Origin of the sequence: Sphaerotilus sp. (assembly GCF_034519685.1) — a bacterium.
In the GTDB taxonomy this organism is placed as follows: Bacteria; Pseudomonadota; Gammaproteobacteria; order Burkholderiales; family Burkholderiaceae_C; genus Sphaerotilus.
In genome coordinates this window covers 54,564-70,240 of the sequence record NZ_JAXHOF010000002.1, presented here as the reverse complement: position 1 = coordinate 70,240, position 15,677 = coordinate 54,564, and the positions used below count along the sequence as shown (strand labels likewise).

General features: G+C 69.7%; 15 protein-coding genes. 11 read left to right on the top strand and 4 right to left on the bottom strand.

Features of this window, described 5'->3' with window-relative positions; all coding sequences use genetic code 11:
• The first annotated feature begins 42 nt into the window (after positions 1-42).
• The 4 genes from U5O44_RS00815 to U5O44_RS00800 are packed head-to-tail and all read left to right on the top strand — an operon-like array spanning position 43 to position 4,526.
• Positions 43-795 carry a class II glutamine amidotransferase gene (locus U5O44_RS00815; RefSeq protein WP_322586566.1) on the top strand — a complete coding sequence of 251 codons (753 nt, stop codon included), beginning with the start codon at positions 43-45 and terminating at the stop codon, positions 793-795.
• A complete protein-coding gene (locus U5O44_RS00810) occupies positions 795-1,733 on the top strand; it encodes an ABC transporter permease (RefSeq protein WP_322586565.1) in 939 nt (312 codons plus the stop codon). Before U5O44_RS00815 ends, U5O44_RS00810 begins: the two co-directional genes overlap by 1 nt.
• Positions 1,730-2,797: an ABC transporter permease gene (locus U5O44_RS00805; protein WP_322586564.1), complete on the top strand. Its 1,068-nt coding sequence runs from the start codon at positions 1,730-1,732 to the stop codon at positions 2,795-2,797. Before U5O44_RS00810 ends, U5O44_RS00805 begins: the two co-directional genes overlap by 4 nt.
• Before the next feature lie 4 nt (positions 2,798-2,801).
• On the top strand, positions 2,802-4,526 hold the full coding sequence (locus tag U5O44_RS00800) for an ABC transporter ATP-binding protein (protein WP_322586563.1): 1,725 nt from the start codon (positions 2,802-2,804) through the stop codon (positions 4,524-4,526).
• Positions 4,527-5,244: 718 nt separating this feature from the next.
• Here U5O44_RS00800 and U5O44_RS00795 read toward each other — a convergent pair.
• Genes U5O44_RS00795 through add form a run of 4 tightly spaced genes read right to left on the bottom strand, consistent with a single transcriptional unit; the run spans position 5,245 to position 9,021 of the window.
• On the bottom strand, positions 5,245-6,084 hold the full coding sequence (locus U5O44_RS00795) for a phytanoyl-CoA dioxygenase family protein (protein WP_322586562.1): 840 nt from the start codon (positions 6,082-6,084) through the stop codon (positions 5,245-5,247).
• The gene (locus tag U5O44_RS00790; RefSeq protein WP_322586561.1) at positions 6,078-7,007 is read right to left on the bottom strand and encodes a pseudouridine-5'-phosphate glycosidase; all 930 of its coding nucleotides are present in this window, start codon (positions 7,005-7,007) and stop codon (positions 6,078-6,080) included. Before U5O44_RS00790 ends, U5O44_RS00795 begins: the two co-directional genes overlap by 7 nt.
• Positions 7,008-7,027: 20 nt before the next feature.
• Positions 7,028-7,969 carry a carbohydrate kinase family protein gene (locus U5O44_RS00785; RefSeq protein WP_322586560.1) on the bottom strand — a complete coding sequence of 314 codons (942 nt, stop codon included), beginning with the start codon at positions 7,967-7,969 and terminating at the stop codon, positions 7,028-7,030.
• Complete coding sequence (gene add / locus U5O44_RS00780; RefSeq protein WP_322586559.1) at positions 7,966-9,021, bottom strand: adenosine deaminase; 1,056 nt, start codon at positions 9,019-9,021, stop codon at positions 7,966-7,968. The genes U5O44_RS00785 and add overlap by 4 nt, the downstream gene beginning before the upstream one ends.
• A 198-nt stretch (positions 9,022-9,219) precedes the next feature.
• On the opposite strand from add, the gene U5O44_RS00775 reads away from it, so the two are divergent.
• From U5O44_RS00775 to U5O44_RS00745, 7 genes are all read left to right on the top strand, one after another.
• Positions 9,220-10,200 (top strand): BMP family lipoprotein, encoded by a 981-nt coding sequence (locus U5O44_RS00775; RefSeq protein WP_322586558.1) that lies wholly within the window; start codon positions 9,220-9,222, stop codon positions 10,198-10,200.
• A gap of 27 nt (positions 10,201-10,227) precedes the next feature.
• Positions 10,228-11,250, top strand: coding sequence for a LacI family DNA-binding transcriptional regulator (locus tag U5O44_RS00770; protein WP_322586557.1), 1,023 nt, complete (start codon positions 10,228-10,230; stop codon positions 11,248-11,250).
• Positions 11,247-12,794 carry an ABC transporter ATP-binding protein gene (locus U5O44_RS00765; protein WP_322586556.1) on the top strand — a complete coding sequence of 516 codons (1,548 nt, stop codon included), beginning with the start codon at positions 11,247-11,249 and terminating at the stop codon, positions 12,792-12,794. The genes U5O44_RS00770 and U5O44_RS00765 overlap by 4 nt, the downstream gene beginning before the upstream one ends.
• Positions 12,791-13,918, top strand: a complete 1,128-nt coding sequence (locus U5O44_RS00760) for an ABC transporter permease (protein WP_322586555.1) — start codon at positions 12,791-12,793, stop codon at positions 13,916-13,918. Before U5O44_RS00765 ends, U5O44_RS00760 begins: the two co-directional genes overlap by 4 nt.
• Positions 13,911-14,840: an ABC transporter permease gene (locus U5O44_RS00755; protein WP_322586554.1), complete on the top strand. Its 930-nt coding sequence runs from the start codon at positions 13,911-13,913 to the stop codon at positions 14,838-14,840. The genes U5O44_RS00760 and U5O44_RS00755 overlap by 8 nt, the downstream gene beginning before the upstream one ends.
• Before the next feature lie 62 nt (positions 14,841-14,902).
• Complete coding sequence (locus tag U5O44_RS00750; RefSeq protein ID WP_322586553.1) at positions 14,903-15,223, top strand: type II toxin-antitoxin system Phd/YefM family antitoxin; 321 nt, start codon at positions 14,903-14,905, stop codon at positions 15,221-15,223.
• Positions 15,220-15,675: a type II toxin-antitoxin system VapC family toxin gene (locus U5O44_RS00745; RefSeq protein ID WP_322586552.1), complete on the top strand. Its 456-nt coding sequence runs from the start codon at positions 15,220-15,222 to the stop codon at positions 15,673-15,675. Before U5O44_RS00750 ends, U5O44_RS00745 begins: the two co-directional genes overlap by 4 nt.
• Positions 15,676-15,677: the final 2 nt, after the last annotated feature.

Below are 15,677 nucleotides of genomic sequence, written 5' to 3'. Positions count from 1 at the left end.
CAAGACGGAAAAGGCTCGGGCGGCATGGTAGTGTCTCGGGCCATGTGCCAGCTCCTCGGACTCAACGCCAACACCCCGACCGATCTGGTCTTCAGCTTCACCGGCTTCGCCCACCGCGCCGCCGAGCACAAGGACGGCTTCGGCATCGCCTTCTTCGAGGGACCGGGCGCCAGGCTGTTCGTGGACCACCAGAGCGCGACCGAATCCCCCGTGGCCGAGATGCTGCGCCGCTACCCGATCCGCAGCCGCCACATCGTCACCCACATCCGCAAGGCCACCCAGGGCCGCGTCGCGCTGGAGAACACGCATCCCTTCATGCGTGAACTCTGGGGCCGCTACTGGGTCTTCGCGCACAACGGCAACCTGATCGATTTCCAGCCCAAGCTGCACGCCGGCTTCCACCCGGTGGGCGACACCGACAGCGAGCGCGCCTTCTGCTGGCTGATGCAGGAGCTGGCCAAGAACCACGCCCGCATGCCCAGCATCCCGGACCTGACGCAGACGCTGGCTGAGCTGGTGCCGGTCATCGCCCGCCACGGCACCTTCAACTTCCTGCTCAGCCAGGGCGAGGCGCTGTGGGCGCACTGCTCGACCAAGCTGCACTACGTCCAGCGCCGCCACCCCTTCCCCTGCGCGCAGTTGCAGGACGCCGACATGACCGTGGACTTCGCCGACCTGACGACGCCGCAGGACCGCGTCGCCATCGTCGTCACCGAGCCGCTGACCAGCAACGAGGACTGGACGGCGCTGAAGGCTGGCGAGCTGGCCGTGTTCGTCGAAGGAGACCGACTCTGATGGGTGCCTACCTGCTACGCCGCCTCTGGCAGATGGTGCCGACGCTGCTCGGTGTCGTGCTGCTGGTGTTCTTCCTGTTCAAGTCCTTCGGGGGCGACCCGGCCGAGATCCTCGCCGGCCTGAACGCCTCGGCCGCCCAGGTCGACCAGATCCGCGAGCAGCTCGGCCTGAACAAGCCGGTCTGGGAGCAGCTCTGGATCTTCGTGCAGCAGATCCTGCACTTCGACTGGGGCAAGAGCTGGGCGACCAACGAATCGGTGGCCAGCCTGTTCGCCTCGCGGCTGCCGGCCACGCTGACGGTGATGGTGCCGATCCTGGTGCTCGACGCGCTGCTGGCGATCCCGTTCGCGCTGGCGGTGGCGGCGGTGCGCGGCTCGCTGACGGACCGGGCGATCATGGTGGTGACGACGGTGGCGCTGTCGATCAGCTTCCTCGTCTACATCATCGTCGGGCAGTGGCTGTTCGCCTTCCAGCTCGGCTGGTTCCCGGTGCAGGGCTGGACCGGGAGCGTCTGGACCAACCTCACCACCTACGCGCCGCTGCCGGTGCTGCTGGCGGTGATGGTGGGCATCTCGCCGCAGATGCGCCTGTACCGCAGCTTCTTCCTCGACGAGATCGGCCACGACTATGTGCGCACCGCCCGCGCCAAGGGCCTGAGCGAGCGCACCGTGCTGCTGAAACACGTGCTGCGCAACGCGATGATCCCGATCCTGACCAACATCTCGATGCAGTTGCCCGGCATCTTCATCGGCTCCTTCCTGATCGAGGTGTTCTTCTCGATCCCGGGCCTGGGGCGCGAAGTCTGGATGGCGGTGAACCGCAGCGACTACCCGGTCATCCAGGCGGTGACCATCTACCTGGCGGTGATCACCATGGTCATCAACCTGCTCACGGACCTGCTCTACAAGGCGGTCGATCCCCGGGTGACGCTGAAATGACGGCCATGCCTGCTGCAACGCTGGTGACGTCGACGCACTCCGAAGGTGTCTGGTCCCTGGCCTGGAAGCGCCTGAAGAGCGACCGGGTCGGCCTGGTGTCGATGGCGGTGGTCGCGCTGTTCGCCGTGCTGCTGCTGGCCGCTGCCAGCGGGCTGGTGGCGTCGAACTGGCAGGCCGAGCGCGGCGTGTCCTACGCGCCGCCCACGCTGCTCGGCCCCGCGCCCGAATTCGCCGCGATGCCCGGGATGCCTGCCTCGGACGCGGCCGGCCCAGCGCAGCCGCTGCTCGACCTGACGGCGGTCGATCCACTCGCGCCGCGCTACGCGGAGTGGGACGCCGCCACGCAGAAGCAGTCCATCGAGACCGTCACCCAGTCGCCCACCCTGCCCTTCGGCGGCGACCGGCTCGGCCGCAGCGTGCTCGACAAGGCGATCAAGGGCGCGCAGATCTCGATCCTGGTCGGCGTGCTGGCCGCCGTGGTCGCAGCGGTGATCGGCACGGTGCTGGGCGCCTTCGGCGGCTTCTTCGGCGGGCGCATCGGCGACCTGCTGGAGTGGGTCTACAACGTCTTCACGTCCATCCCCGGCATCCTGCTCATCCTCGCCTTCGCGGCGGTGTTCGGGCGCGGCGTCACCAGCGTGGTGCTGATCCTCGGCCTGACGGGCTGGACTGGCATCTACCGGCTGGTGCGCGCCGAGTTCATGAAACACGCCGGCCGCGACTATGTGCGCGCCGCCGAGGCGATCGGCGCCAGCCCGCTGCAGCGGATGTTCCGCCACATCCTGCCCAACGTCAGCCACATCGTGCTGGTGCAGCTCTCGATCCACGTCGTCGGCTTCATCAAGTACGAGGTGATCCTGTCCTACCTCGGCCTGGGCGTGAGCGTCGACCAGGTGAGCTGGGGCACGATGCTGGCCGAGGCGCAGAGCGAGCTGATCCTGGGCTACTGGTGGCAGCTCGCAACGGCCACGCTGTTCATGGCGGTGTTCGTCACCGCCTTCTCGCTGATGACGGACGCACTGCGCGACGCGCTCGACCCGAAGCTGCGCGGGCTGGAGGACTGATCCCATGACCACCCTGCTGCGCATCGAAGACCTGACCGTCCGTTTCCGCCTGGGCCGCGAACACGGGCAGCGCCGCTGGGGCCGCGCCGTCGGCGACGAAGCGGGCGGCATCACCTTCGACATCCCCGAGAACACCACGGTCGCGCTGGTCGGTGAATCCGGCTCGGGCAAGAGCGTCACGGCGATGTCGATCGTCAACCTGCTGCCCGACAACGCCGAGCGCTCGGGGCGCATCGTCTTCGACGGCCGGGATCTGCTGCAGTCCACGCCAGCCGAGTTGCGCGCGCTGCGGGGCCGCGCCATCGCCTGCGTCTTCCAGGACCCGATGGGCTCGCTCAACCCGGTCTTCACCGTCGGCGCGCAGATCGCCGAGCCACTGCGGCTGCACCTGGGCCTCAGCCGCCGCGCGGCACTCGCCAGGGCAGAGGAATTGCTCGCCGAAGTCGGTCTGCCCGAGCCGAAGCGGCGCCTGTCGGCCTATCCGCACGAGCTGTCGGGCGGGCAGCAGCAGCGCGTGATGATCGCGATGGCGCTGGCCTGCGAGCCGCGGCTGCTGATCGCCGACGAGCCGACCACGGCGCTGGATGTGACGGTGCAGCGCCAGATCCTGGAGCTGCTCGCCCGCCTCAAGGCCGAGCGGCGCATGAGCATGCTGTTCATCAGCCATGACCTCGGTGTCGTGGGCGAGATCGCCGACGAGGTGGTGGTGATGCGCCACGGCCAGATCCGCGAGCGCGGGCCGGTCGCCGCGATCTTCACCGCACCGCAGGATGCCTACACGCGCGCACTTCTCGCCTGCCGTCCGCGGCTGGACAACACCGCGCGGCGGCTGGTGGTGATCGACGAACACATCGCCGGCGAGGCCGGACAGACCGTCGCAGCCCCCGCGTCACCGGCCGTGCCACGCGACGCCAGCGCGCCGGTGCTGATCGAGGCGCGCGGGCTGTGCAAGTCCTTCCCCGTCCGCGAAGGGCTGTTCCGCCAGCGCGAATTCAAGGCGGTGCGGGATGTGAGTTTCACGCTGCGGCGGGGCCATACGCTGGGCGTCGTCGGCGAGTCCGGCTCGGGCAAGACGACGATGGGCCTGACACTGCTGCGACTGCACGAGGCCACCGCCGGCCAGGTGCTGTTCGATGGCCAGGACCTCTTCGCCCTGCGGGGCGCCGCGCGGCAGGCGCTGCGGCGGCGCATCCAGATCGTCTTCCAGAACCCCTACGCCTCGCTCAACCCACGGTTCACCATCGGCCAGACGCTGCTGGAGCCGATGCAACTCCACGCCATCGGCACCGACGACCGCGACCGTGAAGCCCGGGCGCTGGCGCTGCTGGAGCGGGTCGGGCTGGACGCCACGGCGTTTGGCAAGTACCCGCACGAGTTCTCCGGCGGTCAGCGCCAGCGCATCGCCATCGCGCGGGCACTGACGCTGTCGCCTGAGGTGCTGGTGCTCGACGAGGCGGTGTCGGCGCTGGACGTGTCGGTGCAGGCGCAGGTGCTGAACCTGCTGAAAGACCTGCAGGACACGCTCGGGCTGGCGTATGTCTTCATCAGCCACGATCTGGCTGTCGTGCGCTTCATGGCCGACGAAGTGCTGGTGATGAAGGACGGCAGCGTGGTCGAACGCGCCGATGCACAGACCCTGCTCGCCGCGCCGCGCGAGGACTACACACGCAGGCTGCTGGGCGCCATTCCCCGCGGCTACACGGCCACGCACTGCACGGCCACGCAATAGCGACTCCATAGACCCCCTGTTCAGGGGATATGCAAAGCGCCGATCTTGCGAAGATCTCTGCAACCGAAACCACTCCCACGTTGCCGAGCACTGCCATGAAACCTCGCTGGATCGACTGGCTCGCCGCCGCCGCCATCGCCTTCACCCTGAGCGCAGGAGCGGCGGCCACTGCGGTGGACGAATTGCCCCGCGTCGCACAAGGACGCTGAGTGCGGCTGCAGGCCAGGCGCTGGACCGAACGGAAGACCGTGACCGAGTGCGCGCAGTGCTGGCCGGACTTGCAACAAGATGGAAAAGCCTGTCGCGACTCCGATTACGCTGGAGACTCGCCCTGCCCCGATCCGAACCACTCGCCTCACCGGAGACTGCCATGAAATTTCGCTGGTCCGAATGGCTCACTGCCGCAGCGCTCGTCCTGGCCTTCAGCGCCTTTGCTGGCGCGGAAGCCACAAATCAGGTGGCGGTCGAAACCTCCGCCAACTGACGGCAACATCCACCGTCGAATGCCGACATGCACCGTGCAGCGATGCCGGAGATGACAATCTCGCCGCCACGGTTCATCATTGAATCTTCTCGTGTGACTCCTCCTCAGAGAAGCCTTCGGGACTGAGGGCTGAGACCTGGTTCCAGTCTGCAGTCCCAGGGAGGCGGGCGTTCCGGGCTTTTGAGAGCGAGCCCCCGGAGTCGCGTCCCGCCTCCCTTCTTTTTTCTCCCCCGTTCAGAAACCCCGCACCGGCCGCGTCGCATCCTGACGCTGCAGCCAGTTCGTCGGCGCGTAGATGCTGCGGGCGTCGGTGGCGTGCAGCGTGTACGCATGGCGCGACACCGCCGAGCGGTTGGGCGCGCTGTAGTGCGGCAGCAGTCCGTGGAAACACACCAGCGTGCCGGCCGTGCACGGCAGCGGCACCGCCTCGGCCTGCGTCGGCCACGGCGTGGTGTCGAGCGTCTCCATGCGCGTCGCGTCCCCTTCACGGATGAAGCGCTCGCGCAGCGGCGTGCGGTGTCCGCCTGGCTGCACCCACAGACAGCCGTTGTCCACCGTGGCGTCCTCCAGCGCAAACCAGAACGTCGTCACCGTCACCGGCTCGGTGACGAAGAAGGTGGCATCCTGGTGCCAGCGCACCTCGCCGCCGATGCCGGGCTGCTTGAAGATGTACATCGACTGCCGGATCTGCGGCTCGACCAGTCCGAGCCCGGCAGCCACCGCAGCCAACGCCGGCCCGCGCGAGAACTGGTCGAACACCGGGTCGCGGTCGTGCAGCGCGTGGCCAATCTTGTTGATCGACAGCGCCTTGGCCTGGCGCAGGTGACCGGCCGCGTCGAAGGCGTCCTCCTCGAAGAAACAGGCGATGCCATCGGCCGAGTCGAGAAAGACCCGGTCGGTGGTACGCGCCTGGTCCTGCGTGGTGAAGATGGTGCGGTGGGCCTCGGCATCGAAGGCGTCGACGATCGCCAGGGCGCGTGCCCGCACCGCAGCGGTCTCGGCCGGCGCCTTGAAGTCCGGCAGCACCAGATAGCCCTGCGCCTGGAACTGCGCCTGCTGCGCCGCGTTCAGCATGGCCGCGGCCCGAGCGCGTGCAACGCCAGCGCCAGATCGGCGCCCACCCGGGCGTTGTGCTTCACCAGCGCGATGTTGGTGGCCAGGCTGCGGCCCTCGGTCAGCTCCTTGATGCGGCCGAGCAGGAAGGGCGTGACCCGCTTGCCGCCGACCCCGCGTGCCGCCGCCTCGTCCAAGGCCTGGCGCGTGATCGCCTCGATCTCGGCCGGGGCAATCTCGTCGGCGGCAGGCACCGGGTTGCTGAACACCACGCCCCCGCCCAGCCCCAGCGCCCATTTCGTGCGCACGAACCGCGCCTGATCGGCCGGCGCATCGAGGCGGAAATCGCAGTCCAGCCCGCTGTCCCGGCTGTAGAACGCCGCAAAGCGTTCCTGCCCCACCCCGACCACCGGCACGCCGTGGGTCTCCAGATACTCCAGCGTCAGCGGCAGGTCCAGCACCGACTTCGCCCCGGCGCAGACCACCGCCACCGGCGTGCGCGCCAGCTCCTGCAGATCGGCCGAGATGTCGAAGCTCTCGGCCGCGCCGCGGTGCACACCGCCGATGCCGCCGGTGACAAACACCTCGATGCCCGCCCGCGCCGCGCAGATCATCGTCGCCGCCACGGTCGTGGCGCCCACGCGGCCCATCGCCACCGCATACGGCAGGTCACGCCGGCTGAGCTTCAGCACATCCGGGTCGCGGCCGAGCTGGTCGAGCTGCGCGTCGGACAGCCCGATGCAGAGCTGTCCGCCCATCACGGCGATGGTCGCGGGCGTCGCACCGCGGGCGCGGATGATCGCCTCGACCTCGCGGGCGGTCTCGACGTTCTGCGGCCAGGGCATGCCGTGGGCGATGATGGTCGATTCGAGGGCGACGATCGGGCCGCCAGCGTCGCGGGCAGCCTGCACCTCGTCGGACAAGCGCATCAGGGGATCGGACATCGGGGCTCCTTGGGACTGTTTCAGGGGAATGGAGAGGAAATCCGGCCGAACCCGGCGTCGGGCACGACCGTCTCGGCACTCTGCACGGTCAGCGCCGCACGCGCCAGGGCCTGTGCGCAGCTGGGCGACCAGCCGTGTGCGGCCACCGCACCGGTCCAGAGCCCGTGGCACAGGCCGGCGGCCAGCGCATCACCGGCCCCGGTCACATCGACCACCGCCTCGGGCGGCACGGCCGGCGCGGCCAGGAACGCCAGCCCGCCTGCGGCCGTCGTGTGGCACAGCCCGGCCGCGCCCAGCGTGACCACCACATCGCGCACACCCGCCGCCTGCAGGCGCGCCACACCATCGGCCAGCCGGTCGGTGCCCGCCCAGGCGGCCAGTTCGCCCTGGTTGAGCACCAGCAGGGCCACCCCGTGCAAGCGTGCCGGCAGCCGCTCCATCTTCGCCTCGGACACGGCCACCAGCACCAGCGGCGGCGCCTGCACGTCGGTAGCCGCCGTCACCAGCGCCGCCAGCGTCGCGGCAGGCAGGTTCAGATCAGCGACCACCAGCCCCGCCGCTCGGCACTGCCCGGAACGCGCATGGAGCCACTCCGGCGTCAGTTGCTCGCACAGGTCCATGTGGGCCAGGGCCAGATGCAGACTGCCGTCGGGGTTCAGCACCGCGGTGTAGCTGCCCGTGAGGACACCCGCGAGGGCCTCGACTGCGCTGGTGTCGATGCCACAGCGGACTGCATCGTCCAGCAGCGTGCGGCCAGCGGCGTCCTGTCCCACGGCGGTCAGCAACTGCACGGGGACACCACAGCGGGCGAGGTTTTCCGCGACATTGCGGGCCACGCCGCCAAAGGTTTCCCGTGCCGACACCGGGTTGGAGCTGCCCGGCCGCACGGGCGCTGCCACGCGCAGCTTGCGGTCCACATTGGCGCCGCCCAGGCAGACGACGGGGCGCGGGGTCGGCGTCATGCGGCCGCGATCCGTGCCAGCGCGACGGCCTTGCTGTCGGGGTCCAGAAAGGAAGCCCGCACCGCGTCGGCCTGCTGCGCCATCAGCGTGGCGGTCGACAAGCCCAGGTGCTTCTGCAGCGCCGCCAGCTCGCCGCTGAGCGTCACCCGCGAAATGAGCCGGTTGTCGGTCGAGCAGGACAGCTGCAGCCCGGCCGTGGTCATCGCGCCAAAAGGGTGCGTGGCGAGGCTGCGCGCCGCGCCAGTGTGCACATTGCTGCTGGGACAGACCTCGAAATGCACCCCGGCCGCGCGGGCCTGCTCGACCCAGACCGGGTTGTCCATCACCCGCACACCATGGCCGATGCGGGTGACACCGAGGCGGATGGTCTCGATGACCCGGTGTCCGTCATCGGCCTCGCCGGCGTGGCAGGTCAGGCCGAGGCCGGCATCGCTGGCCAGGTGCAGGGCTTCGCGGTGCCGGGTCGCCGGGAAGCCGCGCTCGGCGCCCGCCAGGTCAAAGCCGACGACACCGCGGTCCGCGTAGCATGCGGCCATGCGGGCCACGGCCGCCGTGCGCTCCGGGTCGTCCATGCGCATCGCGCAGACGATAAGCCCGCAGGGCAGCGCACTGCGCGCCAGTCCGGCCAGCAAGGCCTCCAGCGCCGCTTCCGGGCGCAGGCCCAGCGGCGCGAACAGGCTCGGCGCCATGCGGAACTCGGCCAGCACGCAGCCATCGGCCAGCGCGTCTTCGGCGGCCTCGAAGGCCACGCGCTCGCAGGCCGCCGCACTTGCCATCGCGCCCACGGTCAGCGCGAAGCCGGCCAGATAGCGCTCCAGACTGCCCGCATGGGCGTTGGTGGCGAACCAGTCGCCCAGTGCCTCGGCAGTGTCGGCGGGCGGTTTCAGCCCCCGGGCGCGGCAGAGGTCGAGCAGCGTCTGCGGGCGCAGGCCGCCGTCCAGGTGTTCGTGGAGCAGCACCTTGGGACGCTGCACCCAGGCCGCGGCATCGAGGGCTGGCTCAGATGCTGCGCCATCTGGCGGGCATGGGTTCTGCTTGTGGCTGGCTGACATGAACCGCCCCGGCTAGGGAAAACATGAATCGCCCGCCGGATTCGACGAACGTTAGGATGGTGCCGATCGAATGAGAAGCAAACGTTTGCGCCCCGTCCGGACATGGCATTTCACCCCATCCTGACAATCGGCGTCAACATGGTCCCCTCCCCCATCCTGCACCACGCCGCTTGCGGCACCACTTCAGCGAGACCCCCGATGAAGACCTCGACGACCCTCCTGCGCCTCGCCACGCTGTCCATCGCCATGACCGCCGCCCTGTCCGCCCACGCCGACCCGGCCGTCATCTTCGACATGGGCGGCAAGTTCGACAAGTCGTTCAACGAAGCGGCCTACCGCGGCATCGAGCGCTGGAAGAAGGAGACCGGCAAGTCCTACCTCGAATTCGAGATCGCCAACGAGACCCAGCGCGAGCAGGCCATCCGCCGCATGGCCGAGCGCGGCGCCAGCCCCATCATCGGCATCGGCTTCGGCCAGGCGTCGAGCATCGAGAAGGTCGCCAAGGAGTTCCCGAAGCTCAAGTTCGCCATCATCGACATGGTGGTGGACGCGCCCAACGTGCAGTCGGTCGTCTTCAAGGAGCATGAAGGCAGCTTCCTCGTCGGCATGCTGGCCGCGCAGGCGAGCAAGACCGGCAAGGTCGGCTTCGTCGGCGGCATGGACATCCCGCTGATCCGCAAGTTCCAGTGCGGCTACGAGCAGGGCGCGAAGTTCGCCAATCCGAAGGTCGAGACCTTCGCCAACATGACCGGCACGACCGGCGCGGCCTGGAACGACCCGGCACGCGGCGGCGAACTGACCAAGGCGCAGTTCGCCAAGGGTGCGGACGTCGTGTTCGCCGCAGCGGGCGGCACCGGCATCGGCGTCTACCAGGCCGCCAAGGACGCCGGCAAGCTGGCCATCGGTGTCGACAGCAACCAGAACCACCTGCAGCCCGGCACGATGCTGACCTCGATGCTCAAGCGCGTGGACGTGGCCGTCTACAACGTCGCCAAGGACCACAAGCCGGGCATCACGGCGCTCGGGCTGGCCGAAGGTGGCGTGGACTACGCGATGGACGAGCACAACGCCAAGCTGGTCACCGCCGCGATGAAGGCCAAGGTCGACGCGGCCAAGGCTGACATCGTCAGCGGCAAGCTCAAGGTGGTCGACTACATGGCGGCCAACGCCTGCAAGTGAGCGACCGCGCCACCGGATCGGCTGTCCGTGACCCGCACCATCAAGGATGTCGCCGCACGGGCGGGCGTGTCGTTCACGACTGTCTCGCACGTGCTCAACGGCACCCGGCGGGTCAGCGAGCCCTCTCGCCAGCGGGTCGAGCGGGCGGTGGCCGAACTGGGCTACGTGCCCAGCGCGCTGGCACGCTCGCTCAAGACCAGCGAGACGCATGTGCTGGGCGTGCTGGTGCCCAACATCACCAATCCCTTCTTCGCCGAGCTGATGCGTGGCGTCGAGGACGCGGCGCGTGGCCAGGGCTACTCGGTGTTCCTGTGCAACTGTGACGACGAGCCCGCGCGGCAGCTCGGCTATGTGCAGAGCCTGCTGGCGCGGCGCGTGGACGGCCTGCTGCTGGCGAACTCGGCGGCCGAGGCGTCCACGGTGTCCGGTGCGCTGCGGCAGACGCCGGTGCCGACCGTCGTGGTGGACCGCGCCGTGGCCGGGCTGCACGCCGATCTGGTCCGCCTGGACAACACCGGCGGCGCCCGGCTGGCGACCGAGCACCTGCTCGGCCTCGGCCACCGCCACATCGCCTGCCTGGCCGGGCCGCTGGCCTTCGAGGTGAGCCGCGCCCGCGTGGCCGGCTGGCGCGACGCGCTGGCCGCCGCCGGCATCACCCCGGCGCCCGGCTGGCTGGTCGAAGGCCCCTACCACCCGGCGCAGGGCCACGCCGCCACCCTCGGCCTGCTCGACGACCACCCCGAGGTCACCGCCATCTGCGCCGGCAACGACCTGCTCGGCATCGGTGCGCTGCGCGCGGCGGCCGAACGCGGCGTCGCCGTGCCGCAGCGGCTCTCGGTGATCGGCTTCGACGGCATCGAGCTGGGCGGCTACGTCCACCCCGGCCTGACCACCGTCGGCCAGGACATCCGCCACATCGGCGAACGCGCCGCCACCGTGCTGATCGAGCGCATCCGCCGCAGCGCCGCCCGCCACCCCGGTCCGTTGCACGAGCTGGTGGTGACCCCCGAACTGATCCTGCGCGAATCGACCGGAGCCGTGCCCGCATGACCCCCGTTCCTGCCCCCGCCCACGCCATCGCCGTGCGCATGACCGGCATCGGCAAGCGCTTCGGCGCCGTCGCCGCCAACCAGAACGTGCACCTCACGGTGCAGACCGGCTCGGTCCACGGCCTCGTCGGCGAGAACGGCGCCGGCAAGAGCACGCTGATGTCGATCCTCTACGGCTTCTACACCGCCGACGCCGGCGCGATCGAGGTCTTCGGCCAGCCCGCCACCATCCGCAACGCCCAGGACGCCATCGCCCGCGGCATCGGCATGGTCCACCAGCACTTCATGCTCGTGGACACGCTCAGCGCGCTGGACAACGTCATGCTCGGCGCCGAGCCGCACGCGCTGCTGCACAAGGCGGAAGGCCAGGTGCGCGAGCGGCTGCGCACGCTGATGGAGAGCACCGGACTGCGCGTGGACCTCGACACCCTGGTCGGCGACCTGCCGGTGGGCGACCAGCAGCGGCTGGAGATCCTGAAGGCGCTGTACCGGGGCGCGCGCGTGCTGATCCTGGACGAGCCGACGGCGGTGCTGACGCCGCAGGAGACGCTGCAACTGTTCGAGGTGCTCGGCCGGCTGCGCGCCGCGGGCACGACGATCATCCTGATCACGCACAAGCTCAAGGAGGTGATGCGGCTGTGCGACCGCGTCACCGTGATGCGCGCCGGGCAGGTGGTGCACGACTGCGAGATCGCCGACGCGAGCGTCGAGTCGCTGGCCGAGGCGATGGTCGGGCGCAAGGTGGCGATGGGGCGGCAGGCGGACACGGCCGTGCAGCGCGGCGCGGTGCTGGTGCAGGCGCGCGGGCTGGGCCTGCGCGACAAGCTGGGCGTGGTGCGGCTGCGGGAGTTTTCGCTCGACCTGCACGCAGGCGAGATCGTCGGCGTGGCCGGCGTGTCGGGCAACGGGCAGAGCGAGGTGCTCGACATGCTGTCCGGCCTGGGCCGACCGGACAGCGGCACGATGGCGGTGGGCACGGCACGTTTCGAGCCGTCGCGCTGGCTCGACCCGCGCACCGCCCGCACGCTCGGCATCGCGCATGTGCCCGAGGACCGCTACGCCCGCGCGATGGTGATGGGCTTCGAGGCGTGGGAATCCGCCGTGCTCGGCTACGAGGGCCTGCCGGCCTACAGCCAGGGCGGCTGGATGCGCCGCGCCGCGATGAAGCTGGCCACCGCGCAGATGATGGAGAAATTCGACGTGCGCCCGCGTGACCCGCAACTGGTCAGCGGCAAGTTCTCGGGCGGCAACCAGCAGAAGCTGGTGCTGGCCCGTGAACTCGGACAAGCCCCGAAGATCCTGCTCGTCGGCCAGCCGACCCGCGGCGTGGACATCGGCGCGATCGAGTTCATCCACGGCCGGCTGCGGGCGATGCGGGATGCGGGCTGCGCGGTGCTGGTGGTGTCGAGCGAGCTGGACGAGATCCTGGCGCTGGCCGACCGGGTGGTCGTGATGAACCAGGGGCGCATCACCGGCGAGTTGCCGATCGCCGACTGCACGGAGGCCCGACTGGGCATGCTGATGATCGAAGGAGCCGCCGCATGAGCGCAAGTCAAGGTGCACCGGCCCCGCTGCCACGCTGGGTGGATGTGGCGCTGATGCCGACCATCAACCTGCTGGTGGCGCTGGTCGCGGCGGGCGTGGTGGTAGCGCTGGTCGGGCAAAGCCCGTGGGAGGTGCTGTCGGTGCTGATCCACGGCGCGTTCGGCACGCCACGCGGGCTGAGCTACACGCTCTACTACGCGACGACCTTCACCTTCACCGGGCTGGCGGTGGCGGTCGCCTTCCACGGCGGGCTGTTCAACATCGGCGGCGAGGGGCAGGCCATCCTCGGCGGCCTTGGCACCGGGCTGGTGGCGCTGTGGCTCGGGCCGCACCTGCCGGCGGTGGTGCTGCTGCCGCTGATGCTGCTCGGCGGGGCGCTGTGCGGGATGGTGTGGGCGGCGGTGCCGGCGTATCTGCAGGCCTACCGGGGCAGCCACGTCGTCATCACCACCATCATGTTCAACTTCCTCGCCAGTAGCCTGCTGGTCTACCTGCTGGTGAACACGCTCAAGCCGCCGGGGTCGATGGCGGTGGAAAGTGCCTCGTTCGCAGCCGCGGCCAAGCTGCCCGCGGTGCATGACATGCTGGCCGCGATGGGCATCGCGTGGCCGTCGTCGCCGCTGAACCTGAGCGTCGTGCTGGCGCTACTGGCGGCCGGGGCGGTGTACCTGTTCCTGTGGCGCAGCCGGGCCGGGTACCGGCTGCGGGCGGTCGGCTCCAGCGAAGGGGCCGCCGCGTATGCCGGCATCGAGCCCAAGCACCAGGTGCTGATCGCGATGGGCCTGTCGGGCGCGCTGGCTGGGCTGGTCGGCATGAACGAGATCGCCGGCGTCGCCGGGCGGCTGCAGCTCGACTTCGTCGGCGGTGCGGGCTTCACCGGCATTGCCGTCGCGCTGATGGGCCGCAACCACCCGGCCGGCATCCTGCTGGCGAGCCTGCTGTTCGGCGCGCTGTTCCAGGGCGGCGCCGAGGTGGCGTTCGAGGTCTCGGGCTTCAGCCGCGACATGGTGGTGACGCTGCAGGGCTTCATCGTGCTGTTCTCGGGCGCGATGGCGTATGTGATCGCGCCGCGGGTGGCGCGGCTGTTGTTTGGCCGGATGAAGCAGGGAGCGGCCCATGGATGAGTCACTGGTCTGGGCGGTGATCGCCTCCACGCTGCGGGTTGCGGCGCCGCTGATCCTGTGTGCGCTCGCGGGCCTGTTGTCCGAGCGGGCCGGGGTGATCGACATCGGGCTCGAAGGCAAGATGCTCTTCGCCGCCTTCGCCGCGGGCACGGTCGGCGTGTGGAGCGGCTCGACCGCGGTGGCGCTGCTGGCGGCGATGGGCGTGGCCATCATGCTGTCGTGGCTGCACGGGCTGGCCTGCGTCAGCCACCAGGGTGACCAGGTGGTGTCGGGCGTGGCGGTCAACATCATCGCCGCCGGGCTGACCGCCGTGCTCGGCATCGCGTGGTTCAAGCAAGGAGGACAGACGCCGCCCGTCAGCGACGCAGTGCGCATCCAGGCGGTGGCGCCGTCGATGGCGGACTCGGCGCTGTTCGGCCACAACGCGCTGGTCTACCTGTCGCTGGCGCTGGTGCCGGCCGTGTGGTGGCTGGTGTACCGCACGCGCTTCGGGCTGCGGCTGCGCGCCGTCGGCGAAAACCCGGCGATGGTGGACGCAGCCGGCGTGTCGGTGACGCGGCTGCGCTATGCGGCGCTGACGCTCAACGGGATGCTCTGCGGGCTGGCCGGCGCCTACCTCGTGCTGGCGCAGAACGCCTCGTTCGTGCCGAACATGACGGCGGGCCGCGGCTTCATGGCGCTGGCGGCGATGATCTTCGGGCAGTGGCATCCGGTGAAGGCGCTGTGGGCCTGCCTGCTGTTCGGGGCGCTGGACGCGATCGCGATCCGGCTGCAGGGCGTGAGCCTGCCGATGGTCGGCGAGGTGCCGGTGCAGGCAGTGCAGGCGCTGCCGTATGCGCTGACCGTCGTGCTGCTGGCGGGGTTCATCGGCAAGTCGGTGGCGCCGAAGGCGCTGGGGCGGGCGTATCTGAAGGAGCGGTGACCGCCAAGGTCACACTGAAAATTGTACATTTGAGAAGTACATCATCAGAGCCGAGGTGAACCATGCAGACCATCCCTTTCAGCGAGGTCCGGGCCCGTCTGGCAGACACGTTGCGCGTGCTGGCACACAGCGAAGAACCCGTGTTCATTTCCCGGCGAGGTGAACCAGCGGCGGTGCTGCTCTCGGTGGCGCACTATCGACGGCTCACCAGCGCCCCGGCACAGGATTCCTGGTCCGCCCTGCAGACTTGGCGAACCCGACATGCCATGGACGCAGCGCCAGCAGACGAGTCGGATCCGTTCGCCGACGTGCGCGACCGCAGCCCGGACGGTGGCCGTGATTTCACATGGCCAGACGAAGACACCGGGCCATCCCGCCCATGAACCCTTTGTTCACCCGAGGATTGGACGGCGAGCCGCTGCAATGGCTGCTGGACACCAACATCGTGTCCGAGCTGTGCCGGCCAGCCCCCGACGGGGGGGTACTGCGCCAGTACGAACGGCATGCCGCGTCGTCAGGCCTGCCCGCTCCGGTCTGGCACGAACTGAACTTCGGTTGCCTGCGCATGCCAGAGGGAAAGCGCAAGTCACAGTTGACCGAGTTTCTCCAGATGGTGATCGAGCCGCTGCCGCGATTGCCCTACGACGGCACCGCGGCGATGGTCCACGCGCGCCTGCGTGCCGAGATGGCCCTGCAAGGTCGTGTCATGCCACTGCTCGACGGGCAGATTGCTGCGGTGGCCATCGCCAGTGGCTGCACCCTGGTGACACGCAATGTGCGCGATTTCGCCAGCCTGCCGGGATTGCGGCTGGTCAACTGGTTCGAGGACACATGACC